This window comes from Bacillus cereus group sp. BfR-BA-01453, from assembly GCF_022662915.1.
Taxonomy (GTDB): Bacteria; Bacillota; Bacilli; order Bacillales; family Bacillaceae_G; genus Bacillus_A; species Bacillus_A paranthracis.
Genome location: NZ_JAKUEN010000006.1, coordinates 26,469 through 47,297, shown reverse-complemented (window position 1 = coordinate 47,297; position 20,829 = coordinate 26,469). Strand labels below are relative to the sequence as shown.

The following is a 20,829-nucleotide window of genomic DNA, read 5'->3' as shown; positions in this document are numbered from 1 at the left end:
GATGCAATGACGAGCTCATTTTATACTAATATTTAAACATAGTATTGTTTCTAGATTATTAAATAATGCTGTTTGTAAATATTCGATGCCTTGACCGGATTTAAATTCAGACAGAAAGGACGAATCTAATGGCAATAGCAACAATAGGAAGTCGTTTAACCTATACAATCGTTGTCCAAAATACCGGAACACTTCCTGCCCAAAACGTTACATTTACAGACCCTATACCAGCCGGCACCACTTTCGTTCCAAACAGTGTAACTGTTAACGGTACTCCAACAGCTGGCAATCCCTCAACTGGAATTCCTATTAATAACATCCCTGCTGGTGGTTCTGCTACAATTACTTTCCAAGTAGATGTAACAAGTATTCCTACCCCACCTGTCGCCAGTAACATAGCATCATTTGGATACACATTTCAACCAGCTCCTAACGCACCCACTATTAATCGAACAGCAACAAGCAATATAGTTAATACAGATATTTTCACAGCTAATGTCGCATTAACAAAAGCAGTAGATAAAACAATTGCTACTATCGGTGATACGATTACGTATACAATTACAGCCACAAATCAAGCCACATTAGCTGCTAATAATGTTATCATTACAGACACGCCTCCTGCCGGCACATCGTTCGTACCGGGTAGCGTTACAGTTAATGGTACTTCTACTACAGATAATCCTGCTACTGGAATAAATGTAGGAACGATTGCTGCAAACGGGAATGCTACAATTACGTTTCAAGTTCAAGTTAATACTCTCCCTACACCAAACCCTATTCCAAATAGTGCAACTTCAAGCTTTCAATATAATCCACCAAACCAACCACCAATTAACAGAAACTCTACAAGTAATATAGTTGAAACACAAATTAATGCTACTATCATAAATCCAACTAAAAGTGCAAACCAACAAATTGTAAATATTGGTGACATCATTACGTATACGATTACTGTTCCAAATAACGGTAATATTTCAGCAACAAATGTTTCCATCACCGACCCTATCCCTACTGGCACTACTTTTATTCCAAACAGTGTTACAGTTAATGGAACGGCACAATCTGGCGTAACTCCAACAAATATTCCGCTAGGTACAATTCCTGCTGGTCAAACTACAACTGTCACATTTCAAGTCCAAGTCACTTCCCTTCCAGCTAACGGAACGATTACTAACGAAGCAAATATAACATTTACGTCGCAACCGAATCCGGCTGAACCCCCAACAACCACTACGATAACAACACCTCCAACAACTACTTCTGTACGAACTGCAATTGTAAATCCTACAAAATCTGCTAGTCCACAAGTTGTCGATATTGGCGATACGATTACGTATACGATTACATTACCGAATACAGGAAATATTTCTGCAACTAATGTTATTGTGACTGATCCGATTCCAAGTAGCACTACATTTATTCCGAATAGCGTCACAATTAACGGTACTTCACAACCTGGCGTAAACCCTTCTGGTGGTATACAAATTGGAACAATCGCAGCTGGTAATACTGTCACTGTCACTTTCCAAGTTCAAGTTACCTCTCTCCCAGAGAATGGCCTAATCCGAAATATCGGAACCACAACATTTACGTATCAACCAGATCCTACAAAACCAGCTATTACAACAACAAACCCTACACCACCTACTACTACTCCTGTTAACACCGCTATTACAAACCCTGTTAAAACGGCGGATAAAACTACTGTTGATATCGGTGATGTTATTACGTATACGATTACTTTCACTAATGATGGTACGATCCCTGCTACAAATGTAGTTTTTACTGATACCATTCCTACTGGTACAACATTCATTCCGAATAGCGTAATCTTAAATAATGTACCGGTTCCAAATTCAAATCCCGCACTAGGAATCCCAGTTGGAACAATTGATCCCGGTGAAACCAAAACACTATCTTTCCAAGTTCTTGTTACACAAATTCCAGCTGGCGGTGTTATTACAAACGAAGCTTCAACGACATATACGTACCAGCCAGATCCAACAAGACCGCCGGTTACCACAACCGAACCGACAGCACCTACTACAGTCTCTGTTAATACCGCTACAGTTAACCCTACAAAATCTGCTAATCGTACTTTCGTTGATATTGGTGATGTTATTACGTATACAATTAGTTTACAAAATAACGGCACTGTTCCCTCAATAAATATTGTACTAACAGATCCAATTCCAAACGGTACAACATTTATTCCAAATAGCGTCACGATTGATGGTGTCTCACAACCTAACAGTAATCCTGAAAACGGTATATCAATCGGTACTTTAAATCCAAATCAAGCAAAAACAATTACATTCCAAGTTCAAGTTACAAGTGTCCCACCAAATGGAATTATAGAAAACCAAGGCAGTGTATCATTTAATTATATTGTTAATCCAAATGAGCCTCCTGTTACAACAACTACCCCAACTCCTAAAACAGAAACTCAAGTTGGGACCGTTATTACAGCGCCTACAAAATCTGCCGACAAACAAGTTGCTGATTTAGGAGATACGATTACCTACACGGTCACATTTACAAATAACGGGACCGTTCCGGCTACAAATGTAGTCGTTACAGACCCTACACCTAACGGGACTATTTTCGTTCCAAATAGTGTTACAGTCGATGGCATTACAACGCCAGGAGTAGCCCCATCACTTGGTATACCACTTGGTACCATTTCTGTCGGAGAAACAAAAACAATCACGTATCAAGTTGTCGTTACAAACTTACCACCTGATGGAATAATTAGAAACCAAGCATCCTTCACTTACCAATATCAACCGAACCCAAGTGAGCCTCCTGTTACAACAACTACCACCACTCCAAGTGTAAACATTCCAATTAATAATCCTAATCCAACGACTACAAAATCTGCTGATCGACAAGTTGCTGATATAGGGGATACGATTACTTTTACTGTAACATTCCAAAATAGAGGGACCGTCCCCGCTACAAATGTTATTATAAAAGATGCACTTCCATCTGGTGTTTCTTTCGTTCCAGGTAGCGTTGTCGTAAATGGCACATCACAACTTGGAGAAAACCCTGAAATTGGTATACCCGTCGGCACTGTAAATCCCGGTCAAAGTATTACAGTTACGTTCCAAGGTGTAGTAAATAGTATCCCGCCCGGAGGAGTTATTAGAAATCAAGCAAATATTACATTCACATACGAGCCAAATCCAAATGAACCTCCCGTTACGACAACTATTACAACTCCTGAAACAGAAACAGCAGTTAATACCGCTACACTAAATCCACAAAAAACAGCAGATCGCTCCTTCGTTGCATTAAATGATGTCATTACCTATACTCTCTCATTTCAAAACACCGGTACTGTTCCTGCTACGAATATAACAGTAATAGATTCTATCCCTGCCGGTACTGTATTTATTCCAGATAGTGTTACGATTAATGGGATTCCTCAAGCAGGAACAAATCCATCATCAGGAATTTCACTTGGAACTTTAGCGCCATCCGAACGCGCAACGATTACTTTCCAAGTACGAGTAATAAACATCCCTGCTAGCGGCGAAATCCGAAATCAAGGTAGTGCAACATTTAATTATCAACCGGATCCAAATTTACCTCCAGTCACAAAAACAGAAACAACTCCTGAAACAACGACTCCTATCCAAACTGTAGTCATAAGTCCGACAAAAACAGCAAACCTTACGTTTGCAGAAATTGGCGATATTGTAACTTATACTGTCACATTTACAAACCAAGGAACTATACCTGCTACAGGTGTAACAGTTACAGACTCTTTGCCACCGGGTACAACTTTTATTACGAATAGTGTTACTGTAAACAATGTCGCTCAACCCGGCGTAAGTCCAGTCACAGGAATTCCTGTTGGAACAGTTAATCCCGGCGAGACAGTTACTGTTACATTCCAGATTCAAATAAACGCTATTCCTCCTAATGGAAAAATAGAAAATACAGCAAGTGTTACCTACACTTCTCAGCCTAATCCTAGCGAACCTCCTATTACAACAACAGAAACGACTCCTACCGTAACTTTACCTGTTCGTACCGCTAACCCGAACCCGCAAAAAACAGTGGATCGTGAGTTTGCAAGTATTGGTGATACGCTCACTTATACAATCACCCTTCAAAATACTGGTAATATACCTGCAACTAATGTCATTATTACAGATTCTATCCCTACTGGAACTACATTTATCCCTGGTAGCGTTACGATTAATGGCATTCCACAACCTAATTTGACCCCTGAAATAGGAATCCCAGTTGGCACATTAAACCCTAGACAAATAGTGACTGTTACTTTAGAAGTACAAATAACAGCTTTACCACCAAATGGCATTATCTCAAATGAAGCAAATGTCACTTACACATCTCAACCAGATCCGACACTCCCGCCTATTACAACAACCACACCGACTCCAATCGCAGAAACAATTGTACAAAATGCAGAATTAGAGTCAACTAAAACAGTAGATTTATCAGTTGCTAACATTGGAGATGCACTCACGTATACAATCACTCTTGAAAACCTCGGAAATATTCCAATGACAAATGTATCCGTCATGGATCAAGCACCAGTAGGCACACAATTTATTGTGGATTCTGTTACAATAAATGGGATTTTGCAACCAGGTATTGATCCAAGTATCGGGATACCTATCGGCACAATACAGCCTAATCAAATAGTAACCATCACGTTCCAGGTAACGATTACAAATATACCTCCTAACGGTGTTGTTACAAATATTGGTTCAATCAACTTTACATCTCAGCCTAACCCAAATGAACCTCCTATTACAACAACAGAAGAAACTCCTCCAGTTAATACTGAAATTATTAACAGCATTATTAATCCAGCAAAAACAGCTGATCGAAACAATGTTGATATAAGTGATATCATTACGTACACCGTTACCTTCCAAAACTTACAAACTGTTGAACTAACAAATATTATTTTCACAGATTCGATTCCAATTGGTACGACTTTCATTCCAAATAGTGTAACAATTAATGGTATCTCAACGAGCGATGTTGATCCAGCTCTTGGCATTCCTCTTGGCACATTAAATCCTAGTCAATCAGTTGTTGTAACTTTCCAAGTTCGTGTTGTTTCCATACCACCTAACGGAATTATTGTAAATGAAGCTACTATCACCTACACATTCCAACCTAATCCTGGAGAACCCCCAGTAACAGTAACTACACCGACTCCACCTACTACTACAAATGTCAATACCGCAACAACGAACCCTACAAAATCCGCAGATAAAGTATTTGCTTTATTAGGCGACACAATCACCTATACAATCTCCTTACAAAATACAGGAACTGTCCCTGCAACAAATGTACTTGTAACCGACCCTATTCCAGCTGGTACTACTTTCATTCCGAATAGCGTTACGATAAACGGCATTCCACAACCAGATATCGTTCCTAGTTCTGGAATTCTTATCGGTACATTAGAACCTAACACTTCAGCCGTCGTAACTTTCCAAGTTCAAGTAACATCGATACCACCGACAGGTTTTATCGAAAATGAAGGAAGCGTTTCATTCCAGTACCAGCCAGATCCAAATTTACCTCCCGTATCCGTTACTACGCCTACACCTACTACAAAGACGCAAGTAAGTGAAGTTACTACTAATCCTAACAAACAAGCTACTCCTCAAGTTATTAACCTTGGTGATACTGTCACTTATACAATTACGTTCCAAAATGTAGGGAATATTAATGCGTCAGATGTTATTATTGCAGACCCTACTCCAGCTGGTACTACTTTCATTCCGAACAGTGTTACGATTAATGGTGTTGCTTCACCTGGAGCAAATCCAAATAGTGGTGTAAACGTTGGGACTGTAACTCCAGATCAAATTGTTACATTAACTTATCAAGTTACTGTAACTGAACTCCCACCAGACGGTATTATTAAAAACACTGCAACTGTCACTTACACATTCCAGCCAAACCCTAGCGAACCCCCTATTACTATTACAGATCCTACTCCAACTGTTGAAGTATCCGTTATTACACCTACACCTAACCCAAATAAACTAGCCGACAAACAAATTGTAGATATAAATGAAATCATAACGTATACTGTAACCTTCCAAAATCGCGGATCAGTCCCTGCAACTTCCGTTATCATTACTGATCCGTTAGCAAATGGGTTAACGTTTCTTCCAGGTACTGTTGTAATAAATGGCATTCCAGATCTTGGAGCAAATCCTGTTGTAGGTATACCTGTTGGAACAGTCAATCCAAACGATACAATTACTGTTCAATTCCAAGCAAGAGTCACAAGTGTACCACCTGGTGGTATTATTCGAAATCAAGCAACTGTTACTTTCACATATGAACCAGGTCCTGGTGAACCTCCTATTACAATTACAGACCCTACTCCAATTAACACAACGAATGTAAATACAGCTATATTAAATCCGGAAAAAACAGCCACGCCGGAAACAGTTACTTTAGGTGATATCATTACGTATACGATTTCTCTCCAAAATACAGGTACCATTCCTGCTAATCATATACTTGTAACTGATACAATTCCTATCGGTACTTCGTTCATCCAAAATAGTGTAACAATTAACAACGTGCCGCAACCAACTGCAAATCCATCAGCAGGCATCCCAATTTCAACACTTGCTCCTTCTGAATCCGCAACGATTTCTTTCCGTGTCCTAGTTACTTCAATTCCACCAAGCGGAGAAATTCAAAACCAAGGTAACGTTTCCTTCCAGTACCAACCCGATCCTACTAAACCACCGGTATCCGTTACTACCCCTACACCTACTACAATTACTCCTGTAAACGTTGGGACTATTAACCCGATAAAAACCGCTGATAAATCCATCGTTTCAGTAGGTGATACGATTACATTTACTATCACATTCCAAAATGAAGGTACGATTCCTGTCACTGACATTTCTGTTACAGACTCACTTCCTGTCGGCACATCATTCGTTCCAAATAGTGTCACAATTAATAACATTCCCGTTCCAAACGCAAATCCATCCACAGGCATTCCAGTCGGAACTCTTAATCCAACAGAATCCGTAACTATTTCATTCCAAGTACAGGTTATTACACTTCCAGCTAATAGAATGATTACAAATATCGCATCCATTACGTATACTTCTCAACCCGACCCGACTAGACCACCTATCACAACAACGACTACAACACCACCAATTACGATAGAAGTAAACCCTAATGAGCCAAACACATTTATTAAGACCGCAAATGTAAATAGCGCCCATCTCGGTGATTTCATCACATATACACTTACCTTTACTAACAATGGCATCATCCCAGTAAATAACGTACTCATTACCGACCCACTTCCTCCTGAGGTTACTTTCTATCCAAATTCAGTAACAGTAAATGGAGTAGCACGTCCCGGAACTAACCCAACTATCGGTATTCTTATCAATACTGTTAATCCAAGTGAATCCGTTGTTGTTCGTTTTATCGTTCAAGTAACAGCAGAGCCACGAAATGGTCTCATTCGAAATACCGCTCGCATTCGCTATACACTCAGACCAGATCCTACTAAACCACCGATTTCCGTTGATGAAACTTCAGAGCCAAACATTATTCCGTTTATCGGTCCGTTCGTCTCACCAAATTTAAATTGTTTCTTTAATGGGGAACGTTTTATCCGGCGCGGTTGGAATAGAAGATGTTAGCAATATAAAATAAAAAGACAGCGTCAAAAAACGCTGTCTTTTTATTTTATACATATACAGTTTTTAAGTTAATTTCATATCTTTTTCATTATAAAAACCATCTTCTTTTTCCATTTCCTTTTGCAATTTCGTAAAGGAACGGTACATCGCAATTCTCCATGACACAATCATTGCGAACGCGAGTAAGAAGAACATGCCACTAAGTTGTCCTAAATCAAGAGATTGGCTTAAGTATGTTTTAAATACAATTCGCACGACAAGTAATCCAATTAATATAAAAACAAAGGCTTTTGAACGCTTCAAATAAATCTCTTGTCCTCTAATCTCAAATTTAGATGTTTTAATAAGAAAAATAGAGAAAAACAAACCGACGCCAATTGCTTCTAACATTTCTGCTGGAGTTAATCGAAATTCAGGAAAAACATACATCAACGCTCCCGTACTCATAAAAAATGGTGGAAGTATAATTTTTTTCAATGTTGCAGGTTTCTTAGCTGCTTTTAAACGAATAAACATCGCACCAACAGCCATACAAACAGCAACGATACTGGATAAAACAACTATGTTCATATTTTCTCATCCTTTTTTGTGGCTATATGCAAAATATACTTTCATTATATGCTTTTCCGTTAGTATTTCCAACATTTTCACAGAATAATACTAAAAACCAGTAAAACCACCAAATAAACTTGAGAAATATACGATAATTTTTGTCATCCAGTTAAAGTATAAGAAGATACCCATGATAATCATAATGTATCCCCCGATTTTCATGAACTTCATACTGTTTCTTTTAATCCAAGACATTTTCGTAATAAAGAATGATAGTACGAAGAACGGGATAGCAAATCCAAGTATGTATGCAATCATATAAATCATTGCTGATTCTGGATTTGTTGCTGCTAATCCAATAACCGATACTAAAATAGGTCCTGTACAAGGTGTCCATCCTGCCGCAAATGCCAACCCAATTAGAACGGATCCAAAATAACCACTCGGACGATTTTTAAACGTGAATTTGCGATCTTGCATTAAAAACTTCGGCTTAAACACACCGACAATAATAAGACCAAATACGATGATAAATATACCACCTAACTGTCTAATTAAATCTTTATAATTTGTAAAAATGCCTCCAATAAAACTTGTACCAAATCCAATTGCCATAAATATAATTGAAAATCCAAGTAAGAAAAACGCTGTATGTATCATACTTCTTTTGCGAAGCATTGCATTTTCTTCTTTCAACTCAGAAACCGACATACCTGTTATGTACGATAAAAATGCCGGATAAAGCGGTAAGCAGCATGGGGAAATAAATGATAAAAACCCGGCGCCAAACGCTAAAAAAATACTAATATCTTGCATTGTTCCACTCCTCTCTTTACATATTGTAGCAAAAACATATAAAAATACTGTGAACAATTCGTGAAATCACTTTTCCAACGTGATAATAAGAAAAACTACCCTTTCACGCTTTTTCTAAAAAAACGTTTTCAGTTCCTTCTATTATATAGAAAAATCTCAATTAAACTACAAAACCTCTCTAATGTTATTAACATAACAAAGGTAACATAGTTTCTCAAATGATTAGCATATTATTCGTATGTCTATATACGTATTGATTAAAAAATATTTTTTTCAAATGCTGTCTTTATACAATACAAAGCTGATTTTACAATACTTCTATTATTACTAATTTCAAGATTATGCATAAATATCATACTTTTATTATTATTCTATAAAATGTCACACTTTTCTTTTATTTGACCCTTCATTTTTAATTTTGTATACTTCCCTCTAGTTATATATGTCCGTTACGGAACAAGTTCATATAGATGGGAGGAATTTTTCATGCTTCGTTATTCTCTTTTAGTTTTATTAGGAGCGTGTAGTTATGGGATTTTAGCTATTTTCGTTAAACTTGCATATGCAGAAGGATTTTCACTTGGAGAGGTAATTGGCAGCCAATATTTGTTCGGTTGGATTATTTTGCTTGCTATTACACTTCTATTTTCTAGACATCGTGTTCCATTAAAACAAGCATTAACTTTATTCGTTGCAGGTACATCTGCAAGTTTCACTGGAATTTTTTATTATGCTTCATTAAAAACTGTACCAGCATCTATTGCAATTATACTTTTATTTCAATTCGTTTGGGTCGGAATTATTATTGAAGCAGTCGCAACAAAAACATTACCTTCAAGAGAAAAGGTTATTTCCGTTATTTTCTTACTTGCAGGTACATTTTTATCAAGTGGTTTACTAGAAAAATCAGCAGGTGATTTCGATACGACAGGAATTATACTAGGCCTGTTATCTGCTGTTACATTTGCAACATATATTTTTGTGAGCGGAAAAGTTGCTGTTGAAGTACCTTCATTACCACGTGGTGTTCTCTTAATGGCTGGCGCTTTAACTTTAGTAATGATCGTATTCCCTCCAACATTTATTTTTAACGGTGCAATTTCTGAAGGTCTTTGGAAATACGGTTTAGGTTTAGGAACATTTAGTATCGTTATTCCTTCTATCGCCTTTACAATTGGTATTCCAAAGATTGGTTCTGGCTTAGCAACTATTCTTGGTGCAGCAGAATTACCCGTTACTACAATTATGTCTGTATTCGTTTTAAAAGAAGCTGTGCTCTCTTCACAATGGTTCGGTGTATCACTTATTTTAATCGGTATTGCAATCCCGCAAATTGCCTATGCAATGCGTGGACGTTATCGTAAACATCATACACATAAAAAAGTTGCTGCATAAAGTGAAGACTTACACATGATAAACGAGAGAGGATTTTCATTTGAGAATCCTCTCTTTTATTATTGTATACTTATAGTAAATACTTTATTTAAGAAAGAGGGCATTATAAGTGGCATCAAATCTAGAACAGTTAACTGATCAACTTATTTCTATTCGTAGAAATTTACATGAGAATCCAGAATTATCCTACGAAGAATTCAAAACGACGAAAGCTATAAAGAATTGGTTAGAAGAAAAAAATATTACAATTATCAATTCTAGTTTAGAAACGGGCGTTATTGCTGAAATTTCGGGGAATAGTAACGGACCGCTTATAGCAATCCGTGCTGATATTGATGCCCTTCCTATTCAGGAAGAAACAAATTTATCCTACGCTTCAAAAATCCATGGAAAAATGCACGCTTGTGGGCATGATTTTCATACAGCTGCTATTATAGGTACAGCTTATTTATTAAAAGAAAGGGAACCTTCCCTAAATGGAACTGTTCGCTTTATATTCCAGCCAGCTGAAGAAAGCAGTAATGGTGCTTGCAAAGTAATTGAAGCCGGGCATTTACATGGCGTGCAAGCTATTTTCGGCATGCATAATAAACCTGATTTACCAGTCGGTACAATCGGTATTAAAGATGGTCCACTGATGGCTGGAGTTGATCGATTTGAAATTGAAATTCACGGAGTTGGTACACATGCAGCTGTACCAGATGCTGGGGTAGATCCAATTGTCGCATCTTCTCAAATTGTGATGGCATTACAAACAATTGTAAGCCGAAATATAAGTTCTTCACATAATGCCGTCGTTAGTGTCACAAACATCCACTCAGGAAATACGTGGAACGTTATTCCTGAAAAAGCAATATTAGAAGGTACTGTTCGTACTTTCCAAGCTGAAACACGCGAAAAAATTCCAGCCTTAATGGAACGTATCATTAAGGGCGTTTCTGATGCACTAGGTGTAAAAACAGAATTCCATTTTCATTCAGGTCCTCCTGCTGTCCATAATGATGAAAGTCTTACTCATTTATGTACACAAACTGCACAGGAAATGTCACTAGACGTGATTACCCCTACTCCTTCCATGGCTGGCGAAGATTTCTCTTTTTATCAACAACACATACCAGGATCATTCGTCTTTATGGGAACGAGTGGTACACATGAATGGCATCATCCAAGCTTTACAGTAGATGAGCGAGCGTTACCCATAAGTGCAGAATACTTCACTTTGTTAGCTGAAAAAGCACTTAAACACTTTTCCTAAAAAAGGAGCCGTTAAGAAATGCTTAACGGCTCTTTTTTTTAAGTTAAATCACGTTTTAAAAATACTGTATAGGAAATGATTAAAAATACAAATAAATACAGTACTAACATACATGATGCAAACGGGAACGTTACTCCATCAATAAAGCTTCCATTCTTTGCAATACTATATAAATCTGTGTTTGCTGGCAATAAATATTTCGCCCAATCATATCTAGTTGCTGCTAGTAATGCAATATTACCTGATAAAGCAAGAAATAGTGAAATACCAATCGCGCCTCCACTAGATCTTGTTAGTACAGAAATCATAAATGCAAACGCTGCGTACACAATCGTCGGCAACCACGATAAAATATAATACTTACTAGCTTCTACAAAAATATTTTGTTTTATAATATTTCCATCTTGGAAAATAAACTCGCTCCATGCAGGCTGCTGGAATTTATAAATAACAAGTCCACATAAAATGGAGAAAATCATATTAAATATAAACAATAGCGCTGCAAATATGACAATTGCTAAAAATTTAGCTGTCAAAATTTTAAAGCGACTTGCTGGTCGTATCGTTAAAAATTTATATGTTCCCCAGCTATATTCATTCGCAAAAATTGTACTTGCATACACGAGGATAAACGGGAGCAATATTGGAAATACGATAAAACCTGTATCTCTCATGAAAGAAAGCGGAGAACTACTTGCAGGTGCTGTATCTGTATCTAAATGCTTCATCTTAAGCTGATATTCCTTTACAAGCTCATCCCCAGATCGTTCCGCTAAAATTGCTTCTTTTTCCATGCCTAGCTTTTTCTCAATTTCTACAGTTCGTTCTGTATAATCAGCTTTCCATCCTTTTGTTTCCGGCTCCAAATACTTTACAGTAACCCATCCTAATCCGATTATTAATACTGCAATAACTGCAAATGGAATAATCGTTCGCTTTCGCTTAAATATTTTATACAATTCGTTATACACTAAATTAAACAATATCTTTTCCCCCTGTTAATTCTAAAAATTGCTCTTCTAACGTTTTTCTTTCTTCATATACACGATACACTTGAATGTTTTTCTCAAGCAATGTACGAATAACATTTGGGATTTCTTCATCTTTTACATGAATAAGTAAATCATTACCTTTTATTAAAACATCTTGGTCTAACATTTCTGCCGCTTTATTCGCATCATCTACGCGTATACGGATTGTCTCCATCTCTTCACTTTGATTATGCTGAATATTTTGCGTCGCGACATATTCTCCGTGCTGAATAATGATAACTCTATCACACATTAATTCAACTTCCGAAAGTAAGTGACTAGATACAAGTACCGCTTTTCCTTGTTCATGTGCAATTTTCTTTATGTACATTCTCATTTCATGTATTCCACTAGGGTCTAATCCATTCGTTGGTTCGTCTAATATTAATACATCTGGATCATGAATAAGCGCTTGGGCAATTCCTAAACGTTGTCTCATGCCGAGTGAATATGCTTTTACTTTGCGATTAATTACTTGTCCCATCCCTAGCAATTTCACTACTTCATCGATACGTTCTTCTGTCACGTTACCATTCATGCGTCCGAAATATGTTAAATTCTCATAGCCGCTCAAAAATGGATAAAATTCCGGTGTCTCAATTACTGCTCCAATTTTCGAGGCAGTACTTTCAAATTGCTGTTTTACAGATTGACCGTCAATCCAAACTTCGCCCTCTGTCATACGAATCATGCCGACCATCATTCTCATTAAAGTCGTTTTTCCAGCACCATTTGGTCCAAGCAAACCAACTACTTCACCTTTTTTAACTTCGAAACTAATATTTTCTACAAGTGTCTTTGAACCGATTCGCTTCGTTAACCGCTCGACCTTTACAATTGATTGTTCATTTGTCATGCTATACAACCTTTCCTTCCCATTCTTTGTCAGGTCTTTACACTGTAACATGATTATTTTTATGTGTAAAATGGAAAAAGGCATGATTGCTCATGCCTTTTCTTTAAACTGAAATGAATTTTCATCTTGTAAACTTTGAACAAATCGAATACATTGCACCATCGATAATAGAAGAATAACAATCATAATTATACTCACTACTACTATTGCATATATTGTAATCGGTGCACTATTTATCCCTTGTATTCCTGTTATTTTCATAAAGATAATCGTAAATAATTTTAAAAATAACATCCCATTAACTAATCCAAAAACAAACGCTGCTCCATAAATAAATAATTGTTCCTGACATAATAAACATAGTACATCATTTCTCTTCCTATTCTCTGCTACATAAGATTTAATTTCTTCTTTCCTCGCTTGCAGAAGAGAATAAGTCATTTTATATGTAATAAACGTACATATGAAAATGACTACGATAAACAACGTGTAAAAACACATTTGAAATAAAAGTGTAGTCCCTAATTCCCCAGCAACTACTTCATTAAATTGTAGCGATATCATAAAAAACAAAATCATAATACTCATAGCAATCCACATAAATTGCTTCATCCTTTTGGTAGCAAATGTTCTTATATTTTTTCTCGCTAACCGACATAAAGACATAAAATTCTTCCCCTACCTTATTACATACGCATTCTATACTACTAGTGTATAAAAATATGACATTTTAAACATCGCACTACAATCGGAATTTTCTCTAAGTCTTTAGTCCTAGAAAACAAAAATGAACATGTTTATCTCTTTAGTATAGAACTAAAAAAAGAACAATAAAGCGGAAAGGCAATTATATTGCCTTTCCGCTTTATTGTTTAATGAGATGTACTTTTTAATAACTTAATTAATCTCATCCTCAACTTCTATTCTTTTCTTCTCTCTTGCAATTTTTAAAAACTCTAGTAGCTCTGGATTGCTATTCATTTTTTTGTAAGCTACTGACATTTCTGCAACAAAATTAGAATCATATAGCTCTTTATATACAACTTCTGTTTTATATAATTTATTTGCCGATACGGGTATGACTGTAATTCCAATCCCCGCTGCTACAAGTCCCATAACTGTTTGATATTCCGTCGCTTCTTGTACGATACGCGGACTAAACCCGACGTCGCGGCAAAGTGATAAAATTGTATCGTATAACGCTGGCCATACTGGTCTCGTAATAAATACAAACGGTTCATCCCGTAAATCTTCTATATGTATTTCATCTTTTTCTGCAAGTGGATGAGCCTTCGGTAAACATAACGTACAAGATAGTTTTTGAATTGGCTCTAATTCTAATAATTGTGTCGGGATTGGTGGACGCAAAAATCCAATATCAATACGATTATCATGAAGTGCATGCACTTGATCTGGAGTAGATAATTCATGTAATGCAACAGACACCCTCGGAAATTTCTTTCTATACTCCCTTACGATAGATGGTAAAATATCATATATCGCCGCACCTACAAAACCAATTGAAAGTGAGCCCACTTCTCCCCTTTGGGCACTTTGTGCAATCTCTACCGCTTTTTCAATTTGTTCGAACGCTTTTTTTACTTCTTTCAAAAACATTTCTCCAGCTTCTGTTAATTCAACCTTTCTCTTCGTTCTTGAAAATAACATAACTCCCATTTCTTTTTCTAATTGCTGAATTTGTTGACTAAGCGGTGGTTGTGTCATTTGTAAACGAGCAGCCGCTCGTCCAAAGTGTAACTCCTCTGCCACTACAACAAAATATTGCAAATGCCGTAATTCCATTTTGGACACCCTTTTCCATTTCAATTAATACGTCTAATATATTAATAACATATAATTTATATATTAGACAAATTTTTTGAATGAACGTATAGTAGAAATTGTTAATTCTTTTTTACAATTTTTATGTAAAAAAAGAAAGAGGTGGTTACTGTATGAAATGGTGGAAATTAAGCGGACAAATTTTACTATTATTTTGTTTCGCTTGGACAGGTGAATGGATTGCAAAACAGGCACACCTCCCAGTTCCAGGAAGTATTATCGGTATTTTTTTATTATTAATCTCATTAAAATTTAACCTAGTGAAAAAAGAGTGGATACAAGACGGTGCAGACTTTTTATTAAAAGAACTTATTTTATTTTTCATTCCTTCTGCAGTCGCTGTCATACGCTACAAAGATACACTATCACAATATGGAATCGATCTCATCTTAATTATTATGATTAGTACACTTTGTGTCACTCTCGTTACAGGACTCTTAACAGAATTGCTACTAAAGCGGAAAGGATCCGTGCAATGATCGGCTTTCTTTGTTTACTATTAACACTATTCACATATTGGATATCGAAGAAAATGTATCAACGCTGGAATTGGAGCTTACTTTCTCCTCTTCTCGTATGTCCTATTATTTTAATCGCGTTATTACTCGGACTAGACACATCTTATGAAACGTATGAAACTGGAGGCCACTGGTTAACAGAATTATTAAAACCTGCAACAGTTGCTTTTGCATGGCCAATCTATAAATACTTTGATTTACTTAAGAAACATGGAATAGCTATTTTACTTAATGTCATTGTTGGTTCGTTTCTATCAGTTATTACTTCAGCACTACTAGCAAATTATTTTCAAATTGATTCATCGTTAGAACATAGTTTAGCACCTCATATTGTAACGACGCCAATTGCAATGGCCATTTCAGAAATGATTGGTGGTATGTCACAATTAACAGCAGTATTTGTTGTTTTAACTGCGTTAACAGGAGCATTGCTCGGACCTTCTCTCATTCGTATATGCCGTATTAAAACAGCAATTGCAAAAGGTATTATGTTAGGAACGAGCGCAAATGGAACCGGCACATCAAAAGCATTCGAAATCGGTCCTGTAGAGGGAACGATTGCAAGTTTATCTATGCTTTTAACTGCAGGAGCTAGTTTAGTTATCGTTCCGCTTTTCTTATCGTGGATACATTGAAAAAGCAAGTGTTTACACACTCGCTTTTTTATTTATGTATTTGTTTAAAATCTCATAATCCTCCGGGAAAGATAGCGTTAATTCCTTCATTTCATCTATCCCCTTCCAAGCAATTTCATGTATTAACTCATCAGGATCTTGGATTTTCATACTACCGCCTATTTTTTTTACGACATAATAATGAACGTATACAGGAACCCCATATGTAATCGCTTCTTTTTCGTATATTTTACTTACAACTTCCACATTGTAGCCTGTTTCTTCCCAAACCTCTCGGATACAACATTCCTCTAGTGTTTCTCCTTTTTCAAGTCCTCCACTTGGGACGGACCACCTTTTTTCTTCACCCTTTTGTCCTTGCAATACCATTAAAACCTCATTTCTTTCATTTACACATACTGCTGCACAACCTATCCATCTTTCCATATACATCCCTCCCCTACTACTATTCGTCTCCTTTTTTATTTTCTCCTTGAAAAAAGAGGAAAAAAGGAAAACAATGACGAAAATTTACATCAACTTCATAGGCAGTTCCTTCTTAGAAATTAAAAACGGAAGGATGAAAGCATGATTTTTAAATATGTTGTGGAATGTGTCTTTTGTGAAGAAAATCGAAAACCTCGCCAAGCTATCGTCACAGTTCCTGCCACTACTCAGCTACTAGCCATTGAAAAAGTGCGTGCAGAATGTAAACGTCGTTTCGGAAAAGCTTTATTATTACAAACTGAAATTAAAGAAGAAATAGTTTTTGAACAAAAAGAAAGCTGACCATAAATTGGTCAGCTTTCATATCCGATCATATTTTCACATGAAGATTAGGGGCATCCTCTTTAAGGATCGGGATTTTCCCATTATGTACGTTCCATAATGGTCATCGAACAATATATTTCTATACAATTAAATATTGAATAGAATAGGGCAAAACTTGTTCGCATTTTTAGAAAAGGGATAGGGATATAATTCAAGTAGTACTTCGAATACTCGAACTTTACACTCATTATATTAAAGCAAATCCTTTTATATGGGAAATATGAATTACTTACATAATTCATTCGTAAAACATATTAGTTTGCTATATTATTTTTATCCCATTAATAACATACATCCAGCGAAAACTGGTGTCATAATCATTGAAAACTTCAAAAGCATACGTGGTGCATAATTTGTAAACTTCGCACCGATATAAGCTCCTAGCATCGTCCCAATTAATACTTGCAATAATAATATATAATCTAGATACCCTTCTGAACTATACCCTAACCCACCCCCAATCGCAATGGGCAATATAACAAGCATTGTTGTTCCTACAGATTGCTGAATCGTCAATCCTAATAGACCCATTAATCCAAGTTGAATAAATGGTGCAGAACCAATCCCAAATGAACCAGCCATCATTCCAGTGACTAATCCAAGACATATACATTTCATTATGTTCTCTTTCGAAAAATCTTTAATCTCTGCTAAAAGTAACTCTTCCCTATTTTGAAACTTAATTAATTTAATAAACATAAAAATTGCAGATAAAAATAACATCCCAGCTGTAAACCAATGAAGAAGATGTCCTGGTATAAGTGAACCAATTTTTGAACCGATATAAGAACCAAGCGCTCCACATCCCCCAACAATCCCGCCTATAGTAAGTACTACATTTCCTTCACGATAATGACTTATAACCCCAGATAATGTCGTAAATGCCATAGCAGTTAAAGACGTTGCAAGTGCAACGTGAATAGGAATATGGAATACTAAAGTGAGTATCGCGATAATAAACCCGGCTCCCCCAGCTCCAACAAACCCTAATAAAATCCCCATTACTAACATCGTTATAATAATTGCCACATACTCTCCCTCCAGTAAGGCAATTATCCACCATATTCTTTCTTCTACACAAACAAAAAGCATCCATCTAGGATACTTTTTATTTCAATACTATGTACTTAATCTTGATTAATCAAAATAACCGCGGGGCCAGCGACTACTACTCCAGCTACTTCGATTTTTTCAAATTCCTTTACTGTAATAGATATAACGCCTTCTCTTTCCATCAATTCTTTACTCAGGACATCAGTCGGTATAGCTTTCACCGTCTTACCTCCTTTTCATTTATACAATATGATAAAGTAAAACTTTAACCAGTATGGATTTTCAATCAGGCTGCTCGCAAATAGCTCGTTAAAAACAATCCAACGCATCTATATATATGCATCACCTCCGCTTTCATTCCTTATTCCACTCAAAAACCTCCGCTCCCTTCCATAACATATTGAAAAATAAAAAAGCACTCGCAAAAGCGAGTGCATTTTCATTATTTACTTTCTATTACTTTTAACATTCTATTAATAAATGCTGCCGATTCTCCACGCGTTGCAGAACCTTTCGGCATAAATTCATTATTTTCATTTCCTTTTACAATACCTAATCCATAAACACGTTGTACAGCTTGTTTATCATATGCTAAATCTTGATCTGAAAATGGTAACGAGACTAAGTTACCTTTAATTTTTTTATATTGCAGTGCACGGTCAATCATGATAACAGCTTCATCTCGTTTAATCGTATCGTTTGGAGCAAATATACCATTTCCTCTACCACTTATTATCCCAGCACTTGCTGCACGATTAATACCATCTATTAGCGATGGATGTGCTGTATTTAAGTCATTAAAATTCGATGATCCTTCAGGTAGCTGCAATGATCTTGATATTAAATTTGCAAATTCACCACGTGTCACAAGGCGCTCTGGCCAATAAGAACCTTTTCCATCTCCAACCATAATACCGCGCTTATCTAATTCACGAATGTCTGCTTCATACCAACCACCCGTTATATCATCTTTATGGTTCGCATCATAATAAACTTTTGTTCCTTGTAAGAATGGTTCCCACCCATTATTTTTAATCATAATGGCTGGACAAATCTTCCCACTCCAAAATTGATGTTTTTTCACATTTTCTAAAGGAATATTTAATTCCCCCATTAAATAAGCTGCTAGTTTACGAGCATTTTCAACAGCTTTATTATAATCACCATCTTCGTTTACAGCAATTTCAATCGCAATTGATTCTCGATTCCCAGTTCCTTCTGCTCCATCTCCTGCATGCCAAGCATTTTCGTTTAATGGCAGGTGTTGATAAATCTCTTTATCGTCTACCGTAAAGTGCCACGACGCTGAACGATCTTCCGTTCCCGTTGCTTGGTTATATAAATATATCGCATGGTTTCTAGCATTTGCCCCAACACTATAATTATCGGTCTCATGAATCGTAATATACTTCGGGTTCATCGCATAACCTGGACGAATATTTTCATTTCCTTTTGGTACAATCATTTCTTTTAAAGGTACACCATAAATATCCGTTGTTTTCTCTTCTATTGGCGCAGCATACATAGCTGCTGCACGTTTTGTACGTGTTGGTGCTGCATCTTGTATAAGTGAAGCTTTTGTTCCTTCAAATTTTGCTGAAGGTGAATGAATCCATTTCATCTCATTATTTATTTTTACTTGGAACCATTCTCCCGCCTGTCCAATTGCTTGAATAGTTTGCGGCTCCAGTACATTTTCTTCTTTGTATGAAGTAAATGGTTCAGAGTAAGTAGAGCTTCCTTCATTAATAACTAACTTTTCACTTAATAACGGGTGAATTTCTTTAACCTCTACATTTCCATCACTATTTTGTATCCATCCCGTTCCCGATGAAGTTTGAACATAGTAAGCGTTTCCTTTTCTCTTCTCAGCTTTTACAACTTGATTCGAAATACGAATCCCTGTCTCTTTTTGGAAATTACTAGAATCGTATAAAGGTACTTCTTTCACTATATGTACAAGAAACTCACCTTGCACTTCACTTCTTACTCCTTTATCTTCCCCTCGACCATCTTCATCTTTCATATGGTTTTCAATACTTTTTAAAGCTTGTTCATCAGATGAAACTGTAACAGTTTTTCCAAGCTCATTAGCATAGGAATAATTTGGAATCGTTACCATACTAAATACAATTGATGCAGCTAAAACATTATAAAATCCTTTTTTCATCATACTACTTAACACGCATATCATTAAATTCGTGTTAAAATTCCCCTCCTCAACCAAAATATAGATTATCTACTAAACTATTAAGCAACATAACCATTTACAATATAACAGACTCCTTTCAATTCGTATAGATAGGAATGACTACTATTTGCCTACATTTACTATATTGGAATATAAAAAAGAAGCTATAATATATAGCTTCTCT

16 protein-coding genes are annotated in these 20,829 nt (G+C 36.4%); 6 read left to right on the top strand and 10 right to left on the bottom strand.

From position 1 onward, the window contains the following. The first annotated feature begins 128 nt into the window (after window positions 1–128). Window positions 129–7,691: a DUF7507 domain-containing protein gene (locus tag MR070_RS14155; RefSeq protein WP_242261497.1), complete on the top strand. Its 7,563-nt coding sequence runs from the start codon at window positions 129–131 to the stop codon at window positions 7,689–7,691. Between the two features lie 63 nt (window positions 7,692–7,754). Here MR070_RS14155 and MR070_RS14150 read toward each other — a convergent pair whose 3' ends face one another. Continuing rightward, complete coding sequence (locus MR070_RS14150; RefSeq protein ID WP_001028639.1) at window positions 7,755–8,261, bottom strand: CcdC family protein; 507 nt, start codon at window positions 8,259–8,261, stop codon at window positions 7,755–7,757. A 90-nt stretch (window positions 8,262–8,351) separates the two neighbouring features. Continuing rightward, window positions 8,352–9,059, bottom strand: a complete 708-nt coding sequence (ccdA, locus tag MR070_RS14145; protein ID WP_242261496.1) for a cytochrome c-type biogenesis protein CcdA — start codon at window positions 9,057–9,059, stop codon at window positions 8,352–8,354. 486 nt (window positions 9,060–9,545) lie between these two features. Here ccdA and MR070_RS14140 point away from each other — a divergent pair, with 486 nt between their 5' ends. Next, on the top strand, window positions 9,546–10,454 hold the full coding sequence (locus MR070_RS14140; RefSeq protein ID WP_000947048.1) for an EamA family transporter: 909 nt from the start codon (window positions 9,546–9,548) through the stop codon (window positions 10,452–10,454). Window positions 10,455–10,563: 109 nt separating this feature from the next. Continuing rightward, window positions 10,564–11,709, top strand: a complete 1,146-nt coding sequence (locus MR070_RS14135) for a M20 peptidase aminoacylase family protein (protein ID WP_242261495.1) — start codon at window positions 10,564–10,566, stop codon at window positions 11,707–11,709. A gap of 38 nt (window positions 11,710–11,747) precedes the next feature. On the opposite strand, the gene MR070_RS14130 is transcribed toward MR070_RS14135, so the two are convergent. From MR070_RS14130 to alsR, 4 genes are all read right to left on the bottom strand, one after another. Next, window positions 11,748–12,692: an ABC transporter permease gene (locus tag MR070_RS14130; protein WP_000482766.1), complete on the bottom strand. Its 945-nt coding sequence runs from the start codon at window positions 12,690–12,692 to the stop codon at window positions 11,748–11,750. Next, window positions 12,685–13,596, bottom strand: a complete 912-nt coding sequence (locus MR070_RS14125) for an ABC transporter ATP-binding protein (RefSeq protein ID WP_000180647.1) — start codon at window positions 13,594–13,596, stop codon at window positions 12,685–12,687. The genes MR070_RS14130 and MR070_RS14125 overlap by 8 nt, the downstream gene beginning before the upstream one ends. A 90-nt stretch (window positions 13,597–13,686) precedes the next feature. After that, on the bottom strand, window positions 13,687–14,262 hold the full coding sequence (locus MR070_RS14120; RefSeq protein WP_000050622.1) for an FtsX-like permease family protein: 576 nt from the start codon (window positions 14,260–14,262) through the stop codon (window positions 13,687–13,689). 231 nt (window positions 14,263–14,493) lie between these two features. Beyond that, window positions 14,494–15,399 carry an acetoin biosynthesis transcriptional regulator AlsR gene (gene alsR / locus MR070_RS14115; protein ID WP_000423223.1) on the bottom strand — a complete coding sequence of 302 codons (906 nt, stop codon included), beginning with the start codon at window positions 15,397–15,399 and terminating at the stop codon, window positions 14,494–14,496. Window positions 15,400–15,551: 152 nt separating this feature from the next. Between alsR and MR070_RS14110 the strand changes: the two genes are divergently transcribed. Together MR070_RS14110 and MR070_RS14105 are read left to right on the top strand one after the other, a co-directional pair. Then, window positions 15,552–15,917, top strand: coding sequence for a CidA/LrgA family holin-like protein (locus tag MR070_RS14110; RefSeq protein ID WP_000872364.1), 366 nt, complete (start codon window positions 15,552–15,554; stop codon window positions 15,915–15,917). Further along, the gene (locus tag MR070_RS14105; protein ID WP_000578957.1) at window positions 15,914–16,591 is read left to right on the top strand and encodes an LrgB family protein; all 678 of its coding nucleotides are present in this window, start codon (window positions 15,914–15,916) and stop codon (window positions 16,589–16,591) included. The genes MR070_RS14110 and MR070_RS14105 overlap by 4 nt, the downstream gene beginning before the upstream one ends. A 12-nt stretch (window positions 16,592–16,603) precedes the next feature. Here MR070_RS14105 and MR070_RS14100 read toward each other — a convergent pair whose 3' ends face one another. Next, a complete protein-coding gene (locus MR070_RS14100; protein WP_139896239.1) occupies window positions 16,604–17,017 on the bottom strand; it encodes an NUDIX hydrolase in 414 nt (137 codons plus the stop codon). Between the two features lie 141 nt (window positions 17,018–17,158). Here MR070_RS14100 and MR070_RS14095 point away from each other — a divergent pair, with 141 nt between their 5' ends. Then, window positions 17,159–17,359 carry a DUF3903 domain-containing protein gene (locus MR070_RS14095; protein WP_000576449.1) on the top strand — a complete coding sequence of 67 codons (201 nt, stop codon included), beginning with the start codon at window positions 17,159–17,161 and terminating at the stop codon, window positions 17,357–17,359. Between the two features lie 315 nt (window positions 17,360–17,674). Here MR070_RS14095 and MR070_RS14090 read toward each other — a convergent pair whose 3' ends face one another. The 3 genes from MR070_RS14090 to MR070_RS14080 all read right to left on the bottom strand — a co-directional run bounded on the left by MR070_RS14090 (window position 17,675) and on the right by MR070_RS14080 (window position 20,624). Next, window positions 17,675–18,430: a sulfite exporter TauE/SafE family protein gene (locus tag MR070_RS14090; protein WP_000974646.1), complete on the bottom strand. Its 756-nt coding sequence runs from the start codon at window positions 18,428–18,430 to the stop codon at window positions 17,675–17,677. A 98-nt stretch (window positions 18,431–18,528) separates the two neighbouring features. Then, window positions 18,529–18,675, bottom strand: coding sequence for a BC1881 family protein (locus tag MR070_RS14085; RefSeq protein WP_000644411.1), 147 nt, complete (start codon window positions 18,673–18,675; stop codon window positions 18,529–18,531). A gap of 221 nt (window positions 18,676–18,896) precedes the next feature. After that, a complete protein-coding gene (locus tag MR070_RS14080) occupies window positions 18,897–20,624 on the bottom strand; it encodes an S-layer homology domain-containing protein (RefSeq protein ID WP_044793518.1) in 1,728 nt (575 codons plus the stop codon). Between the last annotated feature and the right edge of the window lie 205 nt (window positions 20,625–20,829).

Excerpts from the sequence above, each read along its gene's own strand:
- MR070_RS14100 (WP_139896239.1), bottom strand. The coding sequence starts at position 17,017 with ATGGAAAGATGGATAGGTTGTGCAGCAGTATGTGTAAATGAAAGAAAT.
- ccdA (WP_242261496.1), bottom strand. The coding sequence starts at position 9,059 with ATGCAAGATATTAGTATTTTTTTAGCGTTTGGCGCCGGGTTTTTATCA.
- MR070_RS14095 (WP_000576449.1), top strand. The coding sequence starts at position 17,159 with ATGATTTTTAAATATGTTGTGGAATGTGTCTTTTGTGAAGAAAATCGA.
- MR070_RS14080 (WP_044793518.1), bottom strand. The coding sequence starts at position 20,624 with ATGAAAAAAGGATTTTATAATGTTTTAGCTGCATCAATTGTATTTAGT.
- MR070_RS14150 (WP_001028639.1), bottom strand. The coding sequence starts at position 8,261 with ATGAACATAGTTGTTTTATCCAGTATCGTTGCTGTTTGTATGGCTGTT.
- MR070_RS14155 (WP_242261497.1), top strand. The coding sequence starts at position 129 with ATGGCAATAGCAACAATAGGAAGTCGTTTAACCTATACAATCGTTGTC.
- MR070_RS14110 (WP_000872364.1), top strand. The coding sequence starts at position 15,552 with ATGAAATGGTGGAAATTAAGCGGACAAATTTTACTATTATTTTGTTTC.
- MR070_RS14105 (WP_000578957.1), top strand. The coding sequence starts at position 15,914 with ATGATCGGCTTTCTTTGTTTACTATTAACACTATTCACATATTGGATA.
- MR070_RS14120 (WP_000050622.1), bottom strand. The coding sequence starts at position 14,262 with ATGTCTTTATGTCGGTTAGCGAGAAAAAATATAAGAACATTTGCTACC.
- MR070_RS14140 (WP_000947048.1), top strand. The coding sequence starts at position 9,546 with ATGCTTCGTTATTCTCTTTTAGTTTTATTAGGAGCGTGTAGTTATGGG.
- alsR (WP_000423223.1), bottom strand. The coding sequence starts at position 15,399 with ATGGAATTACGGCATTTGCAATATTTTGTTGTAGTGGCAGAGGAGTTA.
- MR070_RS14125 (WP_000180647.1), bottom strand. The coding sequence starts at position 13,596 with ATGACAAATGAACAATCAATTGTAAAGGTCGAGCGGTTAACGAAGCGA.